General features: G+C 42.3%; 22 protein-coding genes. 13 read left to right on the forward strand and 9 right to left on the reverse strand.

Going from position 1 to position 23,422, the window contains the following annotated elements:
* Window positions 1–12 precede the first annotated feature (12 nt).
* The 5 genes from ABDW32_RS06370 (at window position 13) to ABDW32_RS06390 (ending at window position 6,106) form a co-directional block, all read left to right on the forward strand.
* On the forward strand, window positions 13–936 hold the full coding sequence (locus ABDW32_RS06370) for a TIM barrel protein (protein ID WP_343560550.1): 924 nt from the start codon (window positions 13–15) through the stop codon (window positions 934–936).
* A gap of 94 nt (window positions 937–1,030) precedes the next feature.
* On the forward strand, window positions 1,031–2,275 hold the full coding sequence (locus ABDW32_RS06375; RefSeq protein ID WP_343560962.1) for an MFS transporter: 1,245 nt from the start codon (window positions 1,031–1,033) through the stop codon (window positions 2,273–2,275).
* Window positions 2,276–2,318: 43 nt separating this feature from the next.
* Window positions 2,319–4,004, forward strand: a complete 1,686-nt coding sequence (locus tag ABDW32_RS06380; protein ID WP_343560552.1) for a GMC family oxidoreductase — start codon at window positions 2,319–2,321, stop codon at window positions 4,002–4,004.
* Window positions 4,005–4,023: 19 nt separating this feature from the next.
* Window positions 4,024–5,457 (forward strand): Gfo/Idh/MocA family oxidoreductase, encoded by a 1,434-nt coding sequence (locus ABDW32_RS06385; RefSeq protein WP_343560554.1) that lies wholly within the window; start codon window positions 4,024–4,026, stop codon window positions 5,455–5,457.
* Window positions 5,458–5,476: 19 nt separating this feature from the next.
* Window positions 5,477–6,106, forward strand: coding sequence for a gluconate 2-dehydrogenase subunit 3 family protein (locus ABDW32_RS06390; RefSeq protein WP_343560556.1), 630 nt, complete (start codon window positions 5,477–5,479; stop codon window positions 6,104–6,106).
* 61 nt (window positions 6,107–6,167) lie between these two features.
* On the opposite strand, the gene ABDW32_RS06395 is transcribed toward ABDW32_RS06390, so the two are convergent.
* Window positions 6,168–6,893: an acyl-ACP thioesterase domain-containing protein gene (locus ABDW32_RS06395; RefSeq protein WP_343560558.1), complete on the reverse strand. Its 726-nt coding sequence runs from the start codon at window positions 6,891–6,893 to the stop codon at window positions 6,168–6,170.
* Window positions 6,894–7,215: 322 nt separating this feature from the next.
* Here ABDW32_RS06395 and ABDW32_RS06400 point away from each other — a divergent pair, with 322 nt between their 5' ends.
* Complete coding sequence (locus ABDW32_RS06400) at window positions 7,216–7,482, forward strand: hypothetical protein (protein ID WP_175991998.1); 267 nt, start codon at window positions 7,216–7,218, stop codon at window positions 7,480–7,482.
* A gap of 90 nt (window positions 7,483–7,572) precedes the next feature.
* Here ABDW32_RS06400 and ABDW32_RS06405 read toward each other — a convergent pair whose 3' ends face one another.
* From ABDW32_RS06405 to panB, 6 genes are all read right to left on the reverse strand, one after another.
* Complete coding sequence (locus ABDW32_RS06405; protein ID WP_343560561.1) at window positions 7,573–8,874, reverse strand: TolC family protein; 1,302 nt, start codon at window positions 8,872–8,874, stop codon at window positions 7,573–7,575.
* A gap of 7 nt (window positions 8,875–8,881) precedes the next feature.
* Window positions 8,882–11,965 carry an efflux RND transporter permease subunit gene (locus ABDW32_RS06410; protein WP_343560563.1) on the reverse strand — a complete coding sequence of 1,028 codons (3,084 nt, stop codon included), beginning with the start codon at window positions 11,963–11,965 and terminating at the stop codon, window positions 8,882–8,884.
* Between the two features lie 6 nt (window positions 11,966–11,971).
* Window positions 11,972–13,033 (reverse strand): efflux RND transporter periplasmic adaptor subunit, encoded by a 1,062-nt coding sequence (locus ABDW32_RS06415; protein ID WP_343560565.1) that lies wholly within the window; start codon window positions 13,031–13,033, stop codon window positions 11,972–11,974.
* Window positions 13,034–13,221: 188 nt separating this feature from the next.
* The gene (locus ABDW32_RS06420) at window positions 13,222–13,377 is read right to left on the reverse strand and encodes a 30S ribosomal protein THX (RefSeq protein WP_077434820.1); all 156 of its coding nucleotides are present in this window, start codon (window positions 13,375–13,377) and stop codon (window positions 13,222–13,224) included.
* Window positions 13,378–13,462: 85 nt separating this feature from the next.
* A complete protein-coding gene (locus ABDW32_RS06425; protein ID WP_343560568.1) occupies window positions 13,463–14,065 on the reverse strand; it encodes a hypothetical protein in 603 nt (200 codons plus the stop codon).
* A gap of 8 nt (window positions 14,066–14,073) precedes the next feature.
* Window positions 14,074–14,889 (reverse strand): 3-methyl-2-oxobutanoate hydroxymethyltransferase, encoded by an 816-nt coding sequence (gene panB, locus ABDW32_RS06430; RefSeq protein WP_077434816.1) that lies wholly within the window; start codon window positions 14,887–14,889, stop codon window positions 14,074–14,076.
* Between the two features lie 83 nt (window positions 14,890–14,972).
* Between panB and ABDW32_RS06435 the strand changes: the two genes are divergently transcribed.
* The 6 genes from ABDW32_RS06435 to ABDW32_RS06460 are packed head-to-tail and all read left to right on the forward strand — an operon-like array spanning window position 14,973 to window position 21,200.
* Window positions 14,973–15,716 (forward strand): RluA family pseudouridine synthase, encoded by a 744-nt coding sequence (locus ABDW32_RS06435; protein WP_077434814.1) that lies wholly within the window; start codon window positions 14,973–14,975, stop codon window positions 15,714–15,716.
* Window positions 15,717–15,734: 18 nt separating this feature from the next.
* A complete protein-coding gene (locus ABDW32_RS06440; RefSeq protein ID WP_343560571.1) occupies window positions 15,735–16,328 on the forward strand; it encodes a TlpA disulfide reductase family protein in 594 nt (197 codons plus the stop codon).
* 19 nt (window positions 16,329–16,347) lie between these two features.
* A complete protein-coding gene (gene pyrF / locus ABDW32_RS06445; protein WP_077434810.1) occupies window positions 16,348–17,184 on the forward strand; it encodes an orotidine-5'-phosphate decarboxylase in 837 nt (278 codons plus the stop codon).
* Between the two features lie 42 nt (window positions 17,185–17,226).
* Window positions 17,227–18,777, forward strand: coding sequence for a glutamine-hydrolyzing GMP synthase (gene guaA / locus ABDW32_RS06450; protein WP_077434808.1), 1,551 nt, complete (start codon window positions 17,227–17,229; stop codon window positions 18,775–18,777).
* Entirely contained in the window at window positions 18,734–20,017 is a 1,284-nt protein-coding gene (locus ABDW32_RS06455) for a hypothetical protein (protein ID WP_343560577.1), read from the forward strand. The genes guaA and ABDW32_RS06455 overlap by 44 nt, the downstream gene beginning before the upstream one ends.
* 7 nt (window positions 20,018–20,024) lie before the next feature.
* On the forward strand, window positions 20,025–21,200 hold the full coding sequence (locus ABDW32_RS06460) for an RsmB/NOP family class I SAM-dependent RNA methyltransferase (protein ID WP_343560579.1): 1,176 nt from the start codon (window positions 20,025–20,027) through the stop codon (window positions 21,198–21,200).
* Window positions 21,201–21,298: 98 nt separating this feature from the next.
* Here ABDW32_RS06460 and ABDW32_RS06465 read toward each other — a convergent pair whose 3' ends face one another.
* Complete coding sequence (locus tag ABDW32_RS06465) at window positions 21,299–21,772, reverse strand: universal stress protein (protein WP_077434802.1); 474 nt, start codon at window positions 21,770–21,772, stop codon at window positions 21,299–21,301.
* A gap of 73 nt (window positions 21,773–21,845) precedes the next feature.
* Here ABDW32_RS06465 and ABDW32_RS06470 point away from each other — a divergent pair, with 73 nt between their 5' ends.
* A complete protein-coding gene (locus tag ABDW32_RS06470; protein WP_343560582.1) occupies window positions 21,846–22,619 on the forward strand; it encodes a C40 family peptidase in 774 nt (257 codons plus the stop codon).
* Window positions 22,620–22,694: 75 nt separating this feature from the next.
* Here the strand turns inward: ABDW32_RS06470 and ABDW32_RS06475 are convergent, their stop codons facing one another.
* Window positions 22,695–23,333 (reverse strand): outer membrane beta-barrel protein, encoded by a 639-nt coding sequence (locus ABDW32_RS06475; protein WP_343560584.1) that lies wholly within the window; start codon window positions 23,331–23,333, stop codon window positions 22,695–22,697.
* Window positions 23,334–23,422: the final 89 nt, after the last annotated feature.

Below are 23,422 nucleotides of genomic sequence, written 5' to 3' on the forward strand. Positions count from 1 at the left end.
ACTATAAACAAAATGAAAAGATCTGATTTTATTAAAAGCGGCCTTTTGGTCGCCGGTGCCGGATTATCCGGGCATACATTTGCTTCAACAAATCAAAATGCAACCCATATGAAGGATCAAGGAAAGACATTCAATCTAAATTATGCACCACATCAGGGCATGTTCAAGAACCATGCAGGGGACAACTTCCTGGACGAAATCCGTTATATGCATGATTTGGGATTCCGTGGAATTGAAGATAATGGTTACCTGGGCCGTACATTGGATGAGCAAAAGAAAATAGGGGAGCTATTGGCCAAATTGGGCATGACCATGGGGGTATTTGTGGTCGATGGTGGCCAAAACTGGATGCCTTCCCTGGCAACAGGTAAAAAGGAGTTCTTGGATAAATTTGTCGAAACCTGTCATAAATCCGTGGAAGCGGCCAAACGATGCAATGCAAAATGGCTTACGGTGGTTCCCGGATTCTATGAGCGGAGATTGCCCTGGGGAAATCAATTCAGCAATATCCTTGAGGCAATGCGTAGAGGAGCGGAGATTTTCGAACCCCATGGTTTGGTCATGGTGCTGGAGACTTTAAGTGATACACCGGAATTATTTTTACAGCAAACGCATGAAACCTATGCCATGTGTAAGGCTGTCAATAGCCCTTCCTGTAAGATCTTGTACGATATCTACCATATGCAACGCACCGAGGGCGATTTAATTGCAAATATGAACCGTTGCTGGGATGAAATCGCTTATATTCAAATTGGGGATAATCCGGGACGTAAAGAACCGACTACCGGCGAAATCAATTATAAAAACGTATTCAAACATATTCATAGTAAGGGATATAAGGGAATAATGGGGATGGAACACGGCAATTCTAAGCCCGGAAAAGAAGGTGAAGACAGATTGGTAGCTGCCTACCGGGAGGTCGATAGCTTTTTGTAATATTTTAATAGTGTACTATTGACAATTAGATTTAATTTCTTAAATTGAGCTGGTAAAACCAATTAGTAGTATTGTAAAACACCATTTATTTATGATTTCATCAACAATAAAATTTAAACTATCCTTCATGATGTTCCTTGAATTTTTTATTTGGGGGGGATGGTTTGTCACATTAGGCACTTTTTTGAGCAAGAATCTGCGCGCAACGGATTTTGAGATGGCTAATGTATTTTCGACGCAGTCATTGGGCGCGATCATCGCACCTTTTATCGTAGGAATGATTGCCGATCGTTATTTTAATGCCGAACGTATTTTGGGTGTTTTGCATTTGGTCGGTGCCGTATTAATGTACCAGATGTATGGTGCGGCCAATATGTCTACTTTTTATCCTTATGTATTGGCTTATATGATTCTGTATATGCCAACCCTGGCTTTGGCAAGCTCGGTTTCATTTCGCCAATTGACCAACCCAGAAAAACAATTCTCAGCGATACGGATCTGGGGAACAATTGGTTGGATTGTCGCTGGTTTAGCGATTAGTTATATCTTCAAATGGGATGCCGCGGCATCCGATGGTGCCTTGAAGAATACATTCCTGATGTCAGGTGTAGCTTCTCTGGTACTGGGGATATTTTCTTTTGCGTTGCCAAAAACTCCGCCGGTTAAACTGGATGAAGGTGAAAAACCTTCCTTTGCATCAATTATTGGTCTGGATGCGATCAAATTGTTGAAAGACAAAAACTTCTTGATCTTTTTCATTTCCTCGGTGTTGATCTGTATTCCTTTGGCATTTTATTATTCCAATGCGAACCTGTTCCTTACAGAAATCGGTTTGGAAAATCCAACCGGTAAAATGACAATTGGACAAGCTTCAGAGGTTTTGTTCTTATTGGCACTGCCGATTTTCTTTACAAAATTTGGCTTTAAGAAAACAATCTTGGTGGGTATGCTGGCTTGGGTAATCCGTTACCTGTTGTTTGCCTATGGTAATGCCGGTGAGCTTTCCTTCATGCTGTTGATCGGTATCGCTTTACACGGGATCTGTTATGACTTCTTCTTTGTTTCGGGACAGATTTATACAGATAGCAAGGCGGGTATTAAATACAAATCTGCCGCACAAGGATTGATTACATTGGCAACATACGGTGTCGGTCAATTGATCGGCTTCTGGGTAGCAAGTTACGTAGGCGATAAATATAAAGATTTGAAGGCAACAGATTTAGCCGGGTTTTGGAATCATACCTGGGTCGTTCCAGCAATTATTGCCGCAGTGGTATTTTTTATCTTCTTAGCTCTTTTTAAAGACGAGAAAGTGGATAATACTGGTGCAGCACACTAAACAGAAAAAAATAACTATTTAAAAACAAATAATTAGAAGAGAGATGGCAACAAATACTTATGACGCGATTGTAATCGGTTCTGGGATAAGTGGTGGATGGGCTGCGAAAGAATTGACAGAAAAAGGACTGAAAACAATTATGCTAGAGCGTGGTCGTAATATCGAACACATTAAGGATTATACCGCGCCAAACAAAATGCCATGGGAATGGCCGCATGCAGGTGGTCGTACCCAGCAGATGATTGAGGACTATCCCGTATTGCGCAGAGATTATCCATTGAATGAAAAGAATCTTGATTTTTGGGTAAACGAGAAGGATAGCCCTTATACAGAGGTAAAGCGTTTTGACTGGTACCGTGGATACCATGTTGGCGGTAGATCATTAATGTGGGGTAGACAATCTTATCGCCTGGGTGACCTGGATTTCGAGGCTAACCTAAAAGATGGTCATGGGGTAGATTGGCCGATCCGTTATAAAGACATTGCACCATGGTACAGCTATGCGGAAAAGTTTGCTGGTATCTCTGGAAATAGAGACGGTGTTCCTTCGCTTCCGGACGGGGATTATATGCCGCCAATGCCAATGAATATTGTGGAGAAGGATCTGGCTGAACGATTGAAAAAACAATATGGTGGCAAGCGTCATTTCATTATGGGGCGGACAGCAAATATCACGGTGCCACATGAGGGCCGTGTCAACTGTCAATACCAAAACCAATGTTGGTTGGGTTGTAACTTTGGAGCTTATTTCAGTACGCAATCCGCGACCTTACCAGCAGCAAAGAAAACAAATAATTTAACACTACGTCCGTTTTCCATCGTCACAAAGATTATCTACGATAAAAACACAAAAAAGGCGAAAGGTGTTGAAATTGTCGATGCTGAAACAAACAAAACATACGAATTCTTTGCGAAGGTGATTTTTGTGTGTGCATCGGCCCTAAACTCAACTTGGGTATTGATGAACTCTGCTACGGATGTATGGGAAGGTGGTTTGGGAAGTAGCAGCGGTGAGCTAGGTCACAATTTAATGGATCATCATTTCCGTTGTGGTGCCGGTGGTAAGGTGGATGGTTACCTGGATAGCTATGTCTTTGGCCGTCGTCCAACGGGGTTGTATGTACCACGTTTTGTAAATGTTGACGGTGATACCAAAAAACGTGACTATGTTCGCGGGTTTGGTTATCAAGGAGCTGCAGGTAGAGGCCGTTGGTCGGGTGCTGTTGCGGAGATGGAAGTTGGTGGAGCATGGAAAGATGCCATCTGTGAAGCTGGTGACTGGACTGTGGGCTTTACAGCCTTCGGAGAGACTTTGCCGTACCATGAAAATAAAATTACGCTTGATAAGAACAAAAAAGATAAATGGGGGCTACCTGTATTATCATTTGATGCGGAAATCAAGGATAATGAATTGAAGATGCGTGCTGACATGCAAAATGAAATGAAGGAGATGCTGGATAGCATTGGCGTTAAAGATACCTATACCTATGATAATGTATATGGTCTTGGTCAGGGTATCCACGAGATGGGAACAGCTCGGATGGGGCGTGATCCAAAGACTTCAGTATTGAATGGCAATAATCAGGTTTGGGATGCCTTGAATGTCTTTGTGACAGACGGTGCCTGTATGACTTCTGCAGGTTGTGTCAATCCTTCACTTACTTATATGGCACTTACTGCACGTGCGGTCGATTTTGCGGTTAGTGAATTGAAAAAAGGTAATATCTAATAGCTAAAGATTGATAACAATGGAAAATAACTCAAATAAGTCGAGTAGAAGAGATTTTTTAAAGACTGCAGCAACCGCTGCTGCAGCCTTTATGATCGTTCCTCGTCATGTATTAGGAGGAAATGGTTTCATCGCTCCTAGTGATAAGTTACAAATAGCTGGTATTGGCGTAGGTGGTAAAGGATTCAGCGACATTAACTCCTTTCATGATTCAGGTAAAGCGGATTTAGCGTTTTTATGTGATGTGGATGATCGTCGTGCAGCAGGTGCATTGAAACGTTACCCAAAAGCGAAATATTATAAAGATTACCGTGAGATGTTGGACAAAGAGCATAAACGCATTGAAGCTGTTTCTGTTTCTACGCCCGACCATCAACATGCGATCCAGGCCTTGGCAGCGATGCAATTGGGTAAGCATGTCTATGTGCAAAAACCATTGACCCATGATGTCTGGGAAGCGAGAGCGCTGACGCATGCGGCCAAGAAATATAAAGTAGTTACCCAAATGGGAAATCAGGGTGCATCCAATGATGGACCGCGTTTTGTCCGTGAATGGTACGAAGCCGGTTTAATCGGTGATGTACATACGGTATACTGTTGGACTGACCGTCCGGTATGGCCTTCAGGTATTGCATGGCCGACTGGCAAAGCCGAAATTCCGAAAGAATTGGATTGGGACCTTTGGTTAGGTACCGCGCCATACAAAGAGTATGTGGATAAATTGGTGCCTTTCAACTGGCGCGGCTGGTGGGATTATGGTACCGGTGCACTGGGTGATATGGGCTGTCACTTGTTGGAAGTGCCTTTCAGCACCTTAGGCCTGACCTATGTACAGGATGTGCAGGCAACAGTAGGTTCTGTTTATGTGGATGAATTCAAACGTGGTTATTTCCCAGAAAGCTGTCCGCCGTCAAGTCACGCGACATTGACTTTCCCTAAAACTCCACGTACAAATGGCCCGGTAACATTACATTGGATGGACGGTGGTATTCAACCGGCTCGTCCAGATGAATTGGGTCCAAATGAAATCTTCGGTGATGGTGGTAACGGTATTTTACTCGTAGGTACCAAAGGTAAGATCCTTGCGGACACTTACGGTCAGAATGCACGTCTGTTGCCAACTTCAAGAAAAGATCAGGTTGAACAGAAATATGCACGCGTACCGGGACAAGAAGCTGGTCACTATGCGCAGTGGGTAGAAGCTTGTCAAGCGGGTTACGGCAAGAAAGAGGTGAGTTCACCGTTTGAGATTGCAGGTCCTTTGACAGAAGCTTTATTGATGGCCAACCTGGCAATCAGAGGTGCTGATTTACGTATTGACGGAAAATATCCGGGACGTAACCTCAAATTGTTATGGGATAATGATAATATGCGTGTGACGAATTTTGATCATGTGAATCAATATGTCAAACGTAATTATAGACAGGGTTGGGAAATGAAATATAATTTCTAAAATTAAGATATTTAGTAGTATGAATAGAAGAGAAGCATTACAACGGGTTGCCTTGATTTTAGGAGGTACCGTTATCGGCGCCAATTTATTTCTGGAAGGCTGTACACGCTCGGCCACAAAGGATGTAGCGGCTTTATTTGAGGCGAAAACAACCGATTTGTTGGGCGATTTAGCGGAAGCTATTTTACCTAAAACTGCAACTCCGGGTGCAAAAGAAGCTGGTGTAGGAAGCTTTATTCCAGTAATGGTCCGTGACTGTTACACTGAAAAGCAACAGAAAGCATTTTTGACAGGTTTTGCAAGCTTGGATACCAAGGCGAAAGAAGTAAAAGGAAAACCTTTCCTTGAGCTTTCTGCTGAAGATCGTACGGCGGTAGCAGCAGCGTTGGATAAAGAAGCAAACGAATTTAATAAGAAGCAGGAAGAGGAGCAAAAGGATATCCGCGAGAAAAATAAAGAAAAACAAAATCAATTGTATAATTACGTAGAAAACGATCCACCACACTGGTTCACAATGTTTAAACAATTGACGTTGACAGGTTTCTTTAACTCGGAACTGGGTTGTACAAAGGCGTTGCGTTTTGTCAAAATCCCTGGAAAGTACGATGGAAACTTCCCGTATAAAAAAGGAGATAAAGCGTTTGCATAATACCTATGCTTAGCGCAAAATAAAAAGGAGGCCTTGGCCTCCTTTTTATTTTATTTCGATTTTATTTTATTTCCACCTCGAGGGCAAAGTGGATCCGTTGCTGTTTTGTCACAGTCATAAAGTAACCTTTGTCCGTTGAATCGCCATTAAGGTCTACCGTATCATTGTGGCGTAGTTCCCGGAGATAGTTCATCTCCAACGATTTGATCTGATTGGTCAGCACAAGTTCGATGGGGAGCCTATCCATACACCAATCCAGGTATTTGACATTATTGGCGTGATTGACAATATCAAGGTCAGATAACTTGACAATATATTGATCTATATTTTTGACCGGCTGCGAGATATTCAATTTTGAAAACGGTCGCTGAGTTGCCGGACGGTCTGGATAGGTTGTAAAATCCACCGCGGAAATCGCCAGATCTTCCGAACTTCTTTTTACTGTATTGATGACGGCCCAATAGCTCGTGGCGGTGACATAAACCTGTCCATTGACCGAAATTTCAAAATTACGCGTAGAACGTGCGCCTTCCAGTTCCTGTACCCAGGTTTTTACCTGAACAATATCCATCCATTTGGGCAGTCTGTTGATCTCAATACGCATTCTACTGAGCACCCAGGTCTGGTTATGTTTGGCCATTTCCTTAAAACCGAAACCAACTTGGGTAGCATGTTCGCCAGCGGTAAGCTGAAGAATATTGGACAAGTCAGAGAAACGGATACGACCATTGGAGTAACATTGTGTAAAATAAATTTCCCAGTTTTTCTCGAAGACTGATTTTTCCATCTCTGTTTAGTTTTATGCAAAATTAGGCAATATGACTGATTTGTGCCCTAAATTCAAAATGAAATGACATAATTTTAAGATATTCCGATCATATGAACCGTTGCACAGTTTTTGAACCTAACCAGACAAAAAAAGGCGAAAACTGCCAATCGTTTTTTTATTGTAAAATAAATGATAGTTTTCAACTATTTAATTGATTATTATCACCAGATTAGGTAGATTTAAATAAGCCAATGGCATAATTTAATAAAATAAGATTGGTTATATCGCGTTATATTTAGTGTAGCGCGAAACATTAATTTACACATTAAATGCTAATATTATGGTTGGAGAACTAATAGCTAAAGAGGAAATTCCTCAATTTAAATTTATCCCTGCGAGTGAAGATAAGTCAGCAAGTTTTATGGATAAATTAAAAGGGGCCCTTCGCTTGGGAAATGAATTTAAATCCAAGACTGAAATAGCCTTTCAAACAGATTCCGGACCAAAGCGTATCGAAACCACCGTGTGGTCATTAACCGATAGATATATCCAGATCAAGAGTGGTGTATTGATTCCACTGCGGTCTATTATTGCAATTGATTATTAATGAGCATGGCTCCTAATAAAAAAAGCTCCCTTTATAACAAGGGAGCTTTTATTTTTTCTGAATAGTCTGTTTTTTTTGGGACGCTGCGAACTAATAGGTTTCACCTGTTAACTCTTTCAGGCGTATCTCTGAAACTTTCGCATCGTATTGTGCGGTATAACTTCGTGTCATGGCATTGATATAATTTAGCTGCGCCGTTCTGACTTCGAGGGTTGTAATCGTTCCGATGCGAAATTTGTCCATGGTGATAGTTAGATTTTCTTTTGCGAGTTCTTCATTCTTTTTCTCTACCTGCGCCAGTTCGATGTTGGTGATATAGGTTTGAAAAAGTGTACGGACTTGCGCCTGTATACTTTGTTTTTGTTGTTGGATCTGTAGTTCGGTATTCTCTATCTGGAATTTGGCGATCCGTTCATTTCTGTTTTGAAGAAAGCCATTGAAGATATTCACCGAGGCGGTCACACCATAGTTAAGTCCTTTATTTTTGTTTTCGGTCGAGAAGCCCAATGAAGAGTGAGATTCATTCCAGTTGTAGCCTGTATTGAGGCCTATTTTGGGATAACGCTCGGCTTTTATCGATTTAAGGTTCAGTTCGGCAACTCTTTTATTGATAAGGGCCAATTGAATCTGCGGGTTCTGTTGGTCTGCAATCTGGATCAGCTCCCCCAGTTTAAGGTCAGTATCCAGTTTCATTTCGTCCTCAACCTGAAAATCTATGCCCAGATCGCGGGTCATGAGCTGGTTTAGGTAAGTTTTTGTATTTTGAAAGCTCTCGCGTTGGCGTAGCAGGTTGGTTTGATCGGTGTTTAGATCCACTTTCGCATTCAGTAAATCCAGTTTGGATCCCTTTCCGATTTCCAGTCTATTTTCAGCCAGTGTAACGCGATATTGCGATAGGGTAATGGTGGTGTCTAAAGCATTCAATAAACGCTTTTGTTGCACTAAGCTGTAATAGGTTGCTATAACTTCACTCAATTGACTGATGACCTCGAATTTGATTTCGGCTTCACCCTGCCGCTGGATTTCCTTGAATCTATCACGTCGTGCAAACATGCCGAATCCATCGAAGACGGTCCAGTTGAGGTTGACGCCATAGGACATGTTATCGTTTTTGGCATTTGAAATCTGCTGCACCTGACCGTCGGCCCGTACCTGCCGGGAGTTTTGGATGGAATTGCTCCGACTGAAACTACCTGTAACGGCAGGAAGCATTCCGGCGCTGCCGGCACTTGTATTTTCGCTATCTATTTTGTGGTCATTTTTTGCCAAAAGAATATTGAAATTGTTGCTTAAAGTGGTTGCCAACGCTTCTTCCAGCGTCAACATCTGTTGTGCAGGGGCTTGAAATAGGATGACGCTAAGCAGCAGTGTTAGGATTACATTTCTCTTCATGTCTGATCTATTCGTAGCTTTTAATGTTATCAAATTCAGGTCTGTGTTTCTTTGGTCTGGACCACATGTAATAAATTGCTGGGATAATAAACAAGGTCAGGATCAGCGAGAATATAGTACCACCAACGATGACAACCCCCATACCGATACGGCTTGTGGAAGCAGCGCCCAATGACATCGCAATAGGCAATGCGCCCAGGGCAATGGCCAGACTGGTCATTAAAATGGGGCGCAGACGCGATTCGGCAGCATGCATGATCGCTTCAAATTTTTCCATACCTTCCTCCCGCATCTGGTTGGCAAATTCAACGATTAGGATACCATTTTTCGTCACTAGACCGATCAGCATAATGGTTCCGATCTGGCTGAATATATTCCAGGTCTGATCAAATAGCCATAAGCTGATCAGTGCACCGGCAACTGCCATCGGTACTGTAAGGATGATAATAAATGGATCCAGGAAGCTCTCAAACTGAGCTGCTAGTATTAAATAGATCAGCAATAAGGCCAGACCAAAAGCAAAGAGGGTATTGGAACTACTTTCGATGAAATCGCGGGATTCACCACTGAGGTCAGTGGTAAAGCTTTGGTCCAATACTTTTTCCTTGATACGGTCCATTGCGGCTATACCATCGCTCATACTCATGCCTGGAGCCAGGCCTGCGGAGACTGTAGCTGACATATACCTATTATTGTGATAGAGTTGTGGCGGACTACTTTCTTCGCTGACATTGACGAGGTTATCCAGCTGTATAAGCTGCCCGATATTGTTACGCACATAAATGGAGGTCAGATCTGTCGGTGTCGCCCGTCTATCGTTTTCGACCTGGCCGATCACCTGATATTGTTTGCCATCACGCATGAAATAAGCGAAACGCTGACCACTTAACAACAGTTGGAGGGATTGGGATACGTCGAGTACAGATACGCCCATGCTGAGGGCTTTTAAGCGGTCTATCTCGACATGAAGTTCGGGTTTGTTAAACTTCAGATTGATATCTGTTGTTGAGAATGTAGGATCACTATTTACTTCGTTCATAAATTCAGGAATCTTCTCCTGAAGCTTTTCAAAATTCTGAGCCTGAATAATGTACTGTATCGGTAGGCCGCCGCGACGATTCATGGAAATGGTCGGCGTCTGTGATACATTGACACGTACACCATCGTATTTTTTTGTCCATTTGGTCAGCTCTTTTGCCACATCATCTTGTGACCTTGTCCGCTCTTCGGGATCGACAAGTGTCATCCGGATACGTCCGGAGTTGACCGAACTAGGTCCGAAACCAGGAGAGGTAATATTTAAACTGATTTTGTTTTCGGGAATCGAATCGTAAACCAGTTTGTCCAGTTCCTGCATATAACGGTCCATGTATTCATAGGTAGCACCCTCGGGCCCCGTGACATTGACCATGATGGCACTGCGGTCATCATAGGGAGCAGTTTCTTTCTTGATTGAAGAGAAGATTACAGCAATGATGGCAAAACAGATCAATAAGATCGGAAAGCTTATCCATTTGAATTTCATGAATTTATCCAGTGCATTTGCGTAACCTTTGTTCATTTTGACAAACATCGGTTCTGTCCACTCATAAAAGCGGGTCTTTTTGTGACCGCCGCCTTTAATCAGGTAAGCATTAAGCATCGGGGTCAGGGTCAACGAAACAAAAGCGGATACCAAGACTGCTGATGCGATGACCACCCCAAATTCCCGAAACAATCGGCCCACAAAGCCCTCTAGAAATATTACTGGTAAGAAAACAGCGGCTAGTGTAATGGAAATGGAGATGACGGCAAAGAAAATCTCTTTGGAGCCTTTTAGCGCAGCTTCAATAGGGGACATGCCTTCCTCAACTTTTTTGAAGATATTTTCGGTAACGACAATTCCATCATCGACCACAAGCCCTGTAGCCAAAACAATCGCAAGCAGGGTCAGTACATTGATCGAAAAACCAAAGATGTACATGATAAAAAAAGTTGCGATCAGTGAAACGGGGATATCCAATAGTGGCCGCAGGGCGATTCCCCAGTCGCGAAAGAAGAAGTAAATGATAAGCGTCACCAGAATAATGGAAATCAGTAAGGTCTCAGCTACCTCAACAACCGATTTCTTGATGAATTTGGTGTTGTCAGATGCGATATTGATACTGATATCCTGGGGAATATCCTCTTTCATCTGATCGAGCATTTTGTAAAAATTGTTCGCGATATCCAGGTAGTTTGTTCCCGGCTGCGGAATAATGGCAACACCGACCAGCTGTTTGCCATTACTGACCATCTTGGTCTCCAGATTTTCGGCATCAATTTCGGCACGGCCGATATCGACAAACTTTACCAGGCGCGTGCTATCAGCTTTTAGGACAATATTGTTAAACTCTTCGGGAGTAGAAAGGTTACCGACCGTCTTTACAGTTAATTCGGTGGTATTGCCCACAATTTTGCCGGAGGGCAATTCAACATTTTGGTTATTCAGTGCAGTACGGATATCCGAAGCGGTAATGCCGTAAGCCGCCATGCGGTCGGGGTTGAGCCATAGGCGCATGGCATAACGTTTTTGACCATATATTTGCGTACTACTGACTCCCGGAATGGTCTGCAGTCTTTCGGAAATAACATTCTCAGCATAGTCACTCAGGGAAAGCTTATCCCTGGTTTCGCTCTGTAGGGTCAGGGTAATAATTGGATCAGAGTCCGCATCCGCTTTTGAGACTACCGGCGGGGCGTCAATATCCTGGGGCAGGCTTCTGACTGCCTGGGATACTTTGTCCCGAACGTCATTGGCAGCTTCCTCCAGATTTTTCTTTAAATCGAATTCAATGGTGATATTGCTGGATCCCTGATTGCTGGAGGATGATATATTACGGATACCATCAATGGAGTTGATCGCTTTCTCCAGCGGTTCGGTGATCTGCGATTCAATAATATCAGGGTTGGCACCAGCGTAATTGGTACGTACCGATACGATGGCCGGGTCAATGGAGGGGTATTCGCGAACACCCAGAAAGCTAAAGCCAATGTAGCCAAATAGAATAATCGTTATATTGACGACAATGGTGAGCACAGGGCGCTTAATAAAAATAGCAGATAAATTCATGTACAGTTAGTTAGCTAATGATACTTTAACCTTTACTCCATCTTTTAAGGCAAGAACACCTGTTGTCAATACGGTATCTCCGGCACTTATGCCAGATAGGATAACAATCTCCTTATCGGTACGGGCGCCGGTTTCAACTTTAGTTTCTTTTGCGAGTCCATTTTTTAGTATAAAGACTTTTTTTCCATCCTGGACCGGAACGATTGCTTCCGTGGGAATAGCAATGGCATCATTTTCGACTTCTATCGGCAGGATGACATTGACAAAGGAACCTACACGAAGCTGCCCCTGTTCGTTTGCTGCGCGTGCACGGACAGTCAGGGTGCGGGTATTCAGGGAGACCTCAGGCTCTATGGCATAAATATTAGCTTTGATAACTGCCGGGTCATTGGCAACACTGAACTCAATGGGCGTGTTAAGTTTGACTACACTGCTGTATTTTTCCGGAATAGCAAAGGTAATCTTAACGAAATTGTCCTTAACCAAATTTGCGATCAGCGTATTGGATGAGACGATAGCACCAACTGAAATATTTCTTAGGCCAATCATGCCACTAAACGGTGCACGTACGGTTGTTTTGGAGATCTGGGCCTGAATCAGCTGGATCTGCGCCTGTGCAGTCTTTAATGCCGCACTGGCGATATCAAATTCCTCCTGGCTGATTGCTCCTTTCTGAAGCAATAATTTTGCGCGACGTTCGTTTTCTGCATTCAGCTGATTCGTTGTCTGCGCCTGTTTGAGTTGCGCTTGCAACTCAATATCATCAATCTTGATCAAAGGTTGCCCCTGTTGGATCCGTTGTCCTTCAGAAAAGTAAATTTTTGTAATTCGACCACTGACTTCGCTTCTGATTTCCACCTTTTCTTCGGCATCGATACTGCCGGACAAATTAATGGACCGGTCGGCTACAGAAGATCTTGCTATAATTGCCTGCGCAGCAACAGGAATATCTTTTTTGACAGCAGATTTATCAGCTTCTTTTTTGTCTTTTTTGGGATTTATGAGAAAATATCCACCTCCAATAACAGCACAGGCTAAAAGAATGTAGAGGGTCGTTTTTTTATTCATGCGGTATAGTCCTTATCTGGTTTTTTGATCTGGAGGATAAAGATAGCTTTATTCTCATGATGATACCGGTTGTCAAAAGGATTTTACAATACAGAACAGTACGAGCTGGCAACGAATCTACAGCATGTGAGTTAAATGGAACTACATGCCACAAAAAAAGCTAGAAACCTGTTCTAGCTTTGTACTGATTATTTTTTTGCTTTAGTTGCCTTCGGTTCAACTGCTTTTGGAGCTGCATCATCTACTTTTGGCTTGATGGATGCTTTCGATAAATGCGGCCTTCTTTTTCCAAAAGAACCATTTGATATTTTTCCTCTTCTGGTTTTGATATCACCTTTTCCCATAGTATAAAATATTTTGGTTTTAACAATGTATTCTTAAGTAACCTAAATATACTACTTTTCTTTTATCTCTGCAATACATTAAGTATTAAATGATTGGAAAAATTCTTTTCTGGGTTTCAATTTTGAAGTTTTGGGCGAGTGTCTCAAAAAACAGGTTATTGGCGGGTTTATTTTCAGCCAGTAAATAGGGGATTTCCAAAAGTTGGTGTTTTAGTTTTATCCGATAGTACCCATACAGCAGGCCTCTTGTTGTCTGAATAGACTCGATCTTTTGTACGGCCAGCACATCCTGGAAAATATTGAAAGCATAGTTTTCGGCTTGCAGTTGTTCTACAAAAACCTCGTTGGTTTTGGCATTAAACCAGATCTGCTGACTCTTGATTTTGCTGAAGTGATTGTTGAAAAGAAAGAAGTAACCAATTAAAAAGAAGGCTATTGGGAGAAGCAGTAATACGATTTTAATTTTCACAAAAAGCAATACCGTGATAAGAATCAGCAGTAGCCCCATAAGGACATTCGAGATTGTTTTCTTTAAGGTAGACCGGATAAGAGCAGCTGGGGCTTCTATCAATTGAAAACCCGATTTTAAATTTTTTGAATTCGTGTCTGATGATTCGAAAAGATTGAATTTTTTTCGAATCATCAGGTAAGCCACAAGGAGAATTAGTCCGATGATCAACAACCTCATAGCGCTTATTAATATTGTTCTTCCGAATTTGGATATTGCACTGCTTTGACTTCAGCTACGTAATTGCTTACTGCTGTCGTGATCTGCTCATGTAAGTTGGCAAAATGTCGCATAAATTTGGGTTTAAAGTCCGCATTCATGCCCAGCATATCATTGATCACGAGCACCTGTCCGTCACAATCAGCACCAGCGCCGATGCCTATAGTTGGAATGGCCAATTTTTCAGTCACGGCTTTTGCCAAAGCCGCAGGAATTTTTTCCAGTACAATGGCAAAACAACCGGCCTCCTGAAGAGCCAATGCATCTTCCATAAGTTTGGCCGCTTCCTGTTCTTCCTTGGCACGGACACCAAAATTGCCAAATTTATTGATGGATTGAGGAGTCAGGCCCAAATGTCCACAGACAGGAATTCCACCCGAAATAATCTTTTTGATGTTGTCGATGATTTCTAAGCCACCTTCCAATTTCAATGCATGGGCGCCGGATTCTTTCATCATACGTACGGCAGCATTGTAGGCTTCATTGGCTGAACCCTGATAGCTACCGAAAGGTAGGTCCGCAAGGACCATGGCGCGTTCGGTGCCTCTGGCAACAGCCGCTGCGTGGTAGATCATATTGTCGAGGGTAATCGGCAAGGTAGTTTCATAGCCAGCGAATACATTCGCCGCGGAATCTCCGATCAGAATAACATCCACACCGGCATTGTCCACCATTTTGGCCATGGAGTAATCATAGCTCGTCAGCATAGAAATCTTCTCTTTACGGTCTTTCATGGCTTGTAGCATCGCTGTGCTTACTCGTTTTATTTCTTTGTTTACAGACATCTTGACTTATATTATATGCCCAAAAGTAAGGTTTTTATCATACATTGGCCAATATTCTGCCTTGTGTTTTGTATTTTTGTAAAATGATACAGAATGAAACCCGTCTATTTAAATTCCCCAAATTTTCAGAATTAATCATCCATGAAGATGAAAATTTGATTGTTATAAATAAACCACCTTTTGTTGCTTCTTTGGATGAAAGGGAAGGGGGAGAGATCAACATTCTCCGTTTGGCAAAGAAATATCATGCTGATGCGCAGGTCTGCCATCGTCTGGATAAAGAGACCTCCGGAATTTTGTTGATTGCGAAAAATCCGGAGACCTATCGTTCGATTTCGATCGCATTCGAAAAACGTAGAGTCAATAAGATCTATCACGCAATCATTGGCGGTACACATACCTTTCAGGATCTTGTCGTTGATTTGCCGATCTTGAATCAGGGAAATAAAAACGTTTCTATTGACCGTGCCAATGGTAAGCCTGCCGAAACCATCTTTAATTCGCTTAAATACTATAAGAATTACACCTTAGTGGAGTGTAAACCGATCACTGGAAGGATGCACCAGATCCGTATCCACCTGGCCACGCAACATGCGGCCATTGTAGGGGATAGCATGTACCGCGGGAAACCTGTTTATCTGTCACAAATAAAGAAAAGGGGCTATACCTTATCCAAGGATGAGGAGGAGCAACCGATCATGAAACGTTTTGCCCTACATGCAAAACATGTGGAGTTTGAACTAAATGGTGAGCAAATGGTGTTTGAGGCACCTTATCCAAAAGACTTTGCGACTTTGCTGAAGCTGCTGGATAAATTTGATGCTTAATCAACTGCATTTCTTTTTATGAATCCAAAAACAAAAAAGATCATCGGCAATGTTGTCTTTGTGCTGCTCATCGGTTTATTGATATGGCCGACAAGCAGAAGTTATTTTCAGCAGCAACTGATGAAAATCGGTTTGTTTAAACCGAAATTGGAAGCACCACAGCCGGTCGCTGACCCGCTCCCTGCGGATGAAAAGGATGTCGGTGCGGCTGTTTCTTTTGTAAATCATTCGGGAGAAACAATAGGGATAGCGGATCTAAAAGGTAAGGTGGTTTTTATCAACTTTTGGGCAACCTGGTGCGGGCCATGCCGGGCCGAGATGCCCTCCATCAATGTGCTTTACGATAAATTTAAGGATAATCCGCATGTTGTATTTCTGATTGTGGAGATCGAGGGCGATAAGGAGAAGGCGGCAGCTTTTGTCAAAAATGAAAAGCTGACGCTACCGATTAGTTACCCGAATAGTGATATTCCAAAAGAATGGCTTTCGGAGTCTATCCCAAGTACCGTTATTTTGGACAAGGAGGGCAAGCTTGCGACACGGCACGAAGGTATGGCGGATTATTCCAGCCCGGAAGTGACAACCTATATTCAAGATTTAATCAATAAATAATTACAATCTATACATTAGCATGACCAGAGCAGAACTTATTCATCAAATTAAAGAGAAACGTTCGTTTTTATGTGTCGGATTGGACACAGACCTTACTAAGATTCCAGAGCATCTGTTGGATGATGAGGATCCGATCTATAGTTTCAATAAAGCAATTATTGATGCTACAGCTGATTTATGCGTCGCTTATAAACCAAATATTGCTTTCTATGAATGTTATGGTCTAAAAGGATGGCAGTCGCTTCAAAAAACCTGGGCAGCATTGCCAAAAGATTGTTTCAGTATAGCGGATGCCAAACGTGGTGATATCGGAAATACCTCAGGCCGGTATGCGATGGCATTTTTTGATGAGTCAAATTCAGGTTTGGGTTTCGATAGTATTACCATCGCGCCCTACATGGGGAAAGACTCTGTTACACCCTTTTTGGAGTTCAAGGATAAATGGGCCATCGTATTGGCACTGACATCCAATGAAGGGAGTTTAGATTTTCAGAATTTTGAAAACCGAGATGGCCTTCAATTATTTGAACAGGTTATAGACAAAGTAAACACTTGGGGCAATACCGAAAATCTAATGTATGTGGTCGGCGCGACGAGAGGGGAAGGTTTTATTAAAATCCGTGAACATGCACCCGAACATTTTTTATTGGTGCCTGGGGTCGGTGCACAAGGTGGTTCATTGGAAGATGTCTGCAAATATGGCATGAATAAAGACTGTGGACTCCTGGTCAATAGCACAAGAGGGATTATTTATGCTTCAAAAGGACCTGACTTTGCGGAGCGCGCGCGTGAGGAGGCCCTAAAACTACAAAAAGAAATGGAAGCTGAACTGTTAAAAGCAGGCATTATTTCCTGATTTGACATTTAATAATTCATTCGTAATACTTACCTTTGCAGCATGCCAGAAAAAATTATCATTCTAGACTTCGGGTCTCAGTACACGCAATTAATTGCAAGACGTGTCAGAGAACTAAATGTGTATTGTGAGATACACCCGTTTAATAAATTGCCAGATTTTGATGAATCTGTGAAAGGTGTTATATTCTCAGGAAGTCCGTTTTCCGTTCGACAAGAGGATGCACCTCAAATTGATTTTGTCGCTATCCAGGAGCGTTTCCCACTTTTAGGAGTGTGTTACGGAGCCCAATATATTGCGCAGCAATCGGGCGGAAATGTATTGCCATCTGAAATCCGTGAGTATGGTCGTGCAAATCTGCAATTTGTCAATAGTGAAAATGATTTATTGGCAGGTGTACCGGTACAATCTCAGGTATGGATGTCTCATGGTGACACCATCAAAGAGGTGCCCGACAATTTTGAGATCATTGCCAGTACAGATAAAGTGCGTGTAGCGGCATATCAGGTCAAAGGTACACGTACCTATGGTATACAGTTCCATCCCGAAGTAACCCATAGTACCGATGGGGCTATTTTGTTGAAAAACTTCGTCGTGGGTATCTGCGGATGTGCGCAGGATTGGACACCGGATGCATTTGTAGAGACTACAGTCGCGTCACTGAAAGAACAGTTGGGGGATGACCACGTGATTATGGCCTTATCTGGAGGTGTGGATTCTACTGTTGCTGCAGTTTTATTGCACCATGCTATCGGACAGAACTTACACTGTATTTTTGTAGATCATGGCTTGCTCCGTAAAGATGAATACGAGCAGGTATTGGATTCTTACAAAAATATGGGTTTAAATATTAAAGGAATTAATGCAAAGGACCTTTTCTACGGTCGTTTGGCAGGAGTTTCAGAGCCTGAGGAGAAGCGCAAGATCATCGGTAATTCCTTTATCGATGTATTTGATGAGGCGGCAAAGGAAATCCAAAAAGAATTGCCAGAAGGTATTGAAGCGAAATGGTTGGGTCAGGGTACAATCTACCCGGATATCATCGAATCGGTTTCGGTCAAAGGCCCTTCAGCGACAATAAAATCACACCATAATGTCGGCGGTCTGCCTGATTTTATGAAACTGAAAGTTGTTGAACCATTGAAGACTTTATTTAAAGATGAAGTCAGAAGAGTTGGGAAAGCATTAGAGGTAGATCAGGCGATATTGGGAAGACATCCATTTCCGGGACCGGGTTTAGCCATTCGTATTTTGGGTGATATTACAGCCGAAAAAGTAAGAATCGTTCAGGAAGCGGATGCAATCTTTATCAATAACCTGAAAGAATCCGGATGGTATGATAAAGTATGGCAAGCTGGTACGATCTTTTTACCTGTGCGTTCGGTAGGGGTAATGGGCGACGAGCGTACTTACGAGCATGTTGTGAGCTTAAGAGCTGTAGGATCTCTTGATGGCATGACTGCAGATTGGATTCATCTACCATATGACCTGTTGGCAAAAATTTCAAATGAAATTATCAACCATGTGAAAGGAATAAACAGAGTTGTATATGATATCAGTTCAAAACCACCCGCTACGATTGAGTGGGAATAAAATATGGGTTGCAGCGCTTGTGGCATTATGCCTGGCAAGCTGTACAACCAAAAAAAGCACAGTATTGCGTTCGCCCTCTTCTAGCGGGGGCGAACAGCAAACTGCTGTCACCAAACCAAACAAGGAGAAAGATAAGCCTGTTGTCAAAGTAGGCGATGTGCAGACTATAAATGGCCATTTGGTTAAGAACAATAAAATTGCACTGCTCTTGCCCTTTGAATTAAATGGTATTGCCAAAACGGTGACTGCTGAGGATGTCGGGCGTTCTGCTCTGGCATTGGATTTTTACCAAGGTTTTCAGATAGGTCTGGACAAGATCGCCAAAGATGGAATGCTGTTTGATTTGCAGGTCATCGACTCACGTGATAATGTAGCCTATAACGCGTCTTTGGGAACAGCTGCGGCAGTAAAGGATGCAGCACTTGTTGTCGGTCCTGTTTACCCGCGGGAAATCAGAAGCTTTGCGCAAACCTTTGCGAACAAGAACGTTCTTCAAGTGTCCCCCTTAGCAGCGACGATGGCCTCGGAATTCAGTGTGCCCAACCTGGTGTCTATGACACCATCGATACGGACGCATTCCGAAACAATGGCCAAATATGTCGCCGATCAATATTATAATGGTGATCAGATTTTGATCTATGATGCCGGAGACGATGAAAGCAAACAGTTTTTGGTCAATTTTGCCAGTGGAATCACAAAAGCGAATGCCCAGGCAAAGGTAAAAACGGTTGTGAGTATCAATGAACTCAAGAATAGTCTCGTATTGACAGGAACAAACCATATCGTATCCGGAACAGCAAATAAAAACCTGATAAAGGGTTTGTTGGACGCGATGGATGAGCGTTTTTTGAATCCCGGTAACCAATTTAAGTTATATGGTCATCCGAATCTTTCAAAACTTTCTTTTGAAAACTTTGAAAATATGGATTTTTATAGCTTAACGATTACTTCGTCTAGCTTGGCCGATGATTCCGATAGCGATACCAGAAAGTTTATATCACATTACAAATCGCTGTATAAAGTAGATCCTTCTGAATTCTCCTATAAGGGTTATGATGCTGCTGTTTATTTTGGCCGTCTACTGCATAAATATGGTGTGGATTACGTAAGCCATATGACCCAGGAAAAATTCTCGGGACTCAATAGCGATTATAAGTTTGAGTTCTATCCGAAGTGGGGCTATGCAAATCGAGCGCTGGGGATTATGGTTTATCACAACAAGAAATTTGAAAGAAAATAATCTTTGAATGGCTGAATTGAGTGAAAAGCGTGTTTACCAACAAATACGTAATTTTGAGCGGGCGATGGATGGATTTGAAGGGGATCAACCATTTTCACGCTATTTAACGACTTTTTTTAAGGAGAATAAACAGATGGGGTCTTCGGACCGTCGGTCTACTTCCCGTTTGTGCTACAATTATTTCCGTCTGGGCCGAGCTGCGTCACAGTTGTCGCAGCAACGCAGATTGGTGCTTGCTGAGTTTTTATGTGAAAAAGAGAGCCCTTTGGTTGAACTGCTGGAACCGGAGTATAGTAGTAGAATGGGTTTATCTTTGGACGAAAAGATTGCTTTTCTGGAAGCTGAAGGCCTGCTGAAGGTAGAAGACTTATTTCCTTTTACAGCCTATTTTTCCGCGCAGCTAGATACCAAGCTATTTCTGAAGAGTCAATTGGTTCAGCCACATTTGTATATTCGGGTAAAACGCGGTAAAAATAAGGTGGTACGCGCCATTTTGGATGAAAACCAGATTCCTTATAGTGAATTGGGCGATCAGACAATCTCTTTGCCCAATGGGACTTCATTACAGCGGCTTTCAGCATTGGACGGGCTCATTGAGGTGCAGGATTTATCCTCGCAGCGGACGCTTGAGTTTATGAAGCCTGAGGAAAAAGAGTCGTGGTGGGACGCCTGTGCAGCATCTGGTGGTAAATCTCTTTTATTAATGGATGCATGCCCTTCTGTTGATTTATTGGTGTCTGATCTCCGGATGAGTATCCTCCGTAACCTGGATGAGCGATTTGATCATGCCGGTATCAAACATTACCGCAAGAAAATATTGGATCTGACAAAGGATCCTTATCCAATCCTAGGAAATGAGAAATTTGACGGTGTATTGCTGGATGCACCTTGTACGGGTTCAGGTACCTGGGGGCGTACACCAGAGATGATCCGGGAATTTGAAACGGCCAAGATTGCGGAATTTAGCGCTTTGCAGAAAACAATTGCGGGACATGTTGCGGGATATGTGAAAGTAGGAAAACCACTGATTTATATTACCTGTTCGGTGTTTAAAGCCGAAAATGAGGATGTGGTTGATTATATTTTAAGTAATTTGGGCTTTGAACTGGAGAGTATGCGTCTTTTGGACGGTTATACAGAGCGGGCAGATAGTATGTTCGTTGCCCGCTTGATCAAAAAATAAGTCGAGTGGTGCAATAAGAAGTATACAGGAGCCTATTCTTTTTTGAGAATAGGCTCTTTTTTGTCTACAGATAACTCCGGGCGATAGGTTCCTCTAGATTAATCACATTTACTTGGAATGACTAGTACAGGGCAGGTCGCTTTGCGAATAACGGATTCAGATACGGAACCTGAAATAAAATGATCAAATCCACTCCGGCCGTTGGATCCCATGATAATCAGATCGGCTGACCATTCATGAGAAGCCGCAAGAATTTCTTCTTTAACGGATCCGATTCGATTGAAAAGATAGACTTCTTCCGAACCGACAAATTCCCGGCTTAATTTTTCTAGGTATTTTTGTGCGTTTTCCTGTTCCATTTCAGATACTTCGGGTACGATAATAGGCTGCTGGCCCAATAGGGGATCCGCCCCGAAATTTGTTGGTGAGGTAGGCGGAATTACAGTGACCAGGGCAACGGAAGCACGGAATACCTGCGCCAATTCTCGGGCATATAGAATAGCTTTCTCAGAACATGGAGCATCATCGACTGCAACGAGTATTCTTTTGAATTTTAAATTTGTATTCTCCATATCTACTATAATTAATTTATCTTCGTTTTATAATATATAATCACAGATCTGACAGTTTTGTTTTATTTGGCCAATGAAATATGGTATTTGTACACTTGCGCTGGTTCCTTTGCGTTCGGAGCAGGCACATCGGAGTGAGATGGTTTCCCAGGTGTTATTTGGTGAATTATTTGAAATTCTGGACGCTCAGCCTGACTGGACAGCGATCAGGATGTTGGAGACGGACTATTTGGGATGGATTCAGAATGGTCAGTTTATGGCCGTAGACGCGGCGGATATAGCGCGGTATTTTGCGGGGAAACCCAATGTCGTCGGAAGGGAGGGTGGATTGCTTTTTAACGGGGAAAGTCGGCTGCATCTCTGTCACGGCACAAAACTTTATTTAAATGAAGCCAATAGGGTTACTTTAGGTGAGCTGGCGCTGACTTATCAAGGGAGTGTCAATGCCTTTTCCAGGGCTGATTTTGAGACGGAGGTGGCTCAACTTGCCATGAGCTATAAGGATACGCCTTATTTATGGGGCGGGCGTTCACAATGGGGAATTGACTGTTCAGGTTTTTCTCAGTTAATCTATAGTTGCTTTGGGATCAACCTGCCAAGAGATGCCTATCAGCAGGCGGAAATCGGCGATACCGTTGATTTTGTTTCGGAGATTAGGACAGGCGATTTAGCTTATTTTGACAATGCCGAAGGACGGATTACACATGTAGGCATTATGCTGGATCGGGATACCATTATCCATGCATCCGCTAAAGTACGTATTGATCGAATGGACAACGAAGGTATCTTTAACCGGGAATTGAATAAATATTCGCATAAACTGCGTATTGTAAAGCGATATAATTAAGCAGCTCGTATACAAAGAAAAGGCGATAAGTATCTTATCGCCTTTTCTTTGTATTGGATATTCTAGTGTTATAAACTAGAATTTGAATGTTAAACCAAATTTAGCAGTATCAAAGAAGTTGTTGAAGCTATTGATGTTTGCGTTAAATTCGTTAGATGATTTTGCTCCGTCAACGTCAAGTTTTGAAGTTTTGAATGACAATAAATCAGTCAAACCAAAGTTGATAGCGATTTTAGGTGTTACAAAGTAATTGATACCTAAACCAGCGTTAGCACCAAAAGCTTTTGTTTTAGCGATATCAGTTGTTTTAACGCCGTCATTGATTTTTCCATCCTCTTGCGCATAGCCAGCACCTAATTGAGCGTAGGTTTTGAAACGTGATCCTAATTCAAGGAAGTAATAACGTCCGTATGCACCTACACCAAAGCTATTGCCTTTTACATAAGACTCATTTGCTTGATCAACATTTGTTGTTTTTTTATTGTTACCAACGTTGAAATCTAAACCTACGGCAATTTTATCCGTAACAAAGTAACCAACAGAAGGGTTGAAGTTAAATGAGTTTGTTTTTACGTGTTCCGTTTTATCATTTGAAGTATTTGCTGAAAGATTACCTTCAACAATGAAGTCAGTTTTTTTGAAACCAAATTCTTGCGCTTGTGAAGCGACTGTCAAACCAGCTACGGCAGCTAATGTAAGTAAAACTTTTTTCATGTGTTTTTATTTTAATAGTTTGTTTCAATAAGCCAGTAATTACTTTCTGACTTTTTTAATTTGTTAGTCAAATGTCGTAAAATTAGTTG

The sequence above is a fragment of the Sphingobacterium sp. genome (assembly GCF_039596235.1).
Lineage (GTDB): Bacteria > Bacteroidota > Bacteroidia > Sphingobacteriales > Sphingobacteriaceae > Sphingobacterium.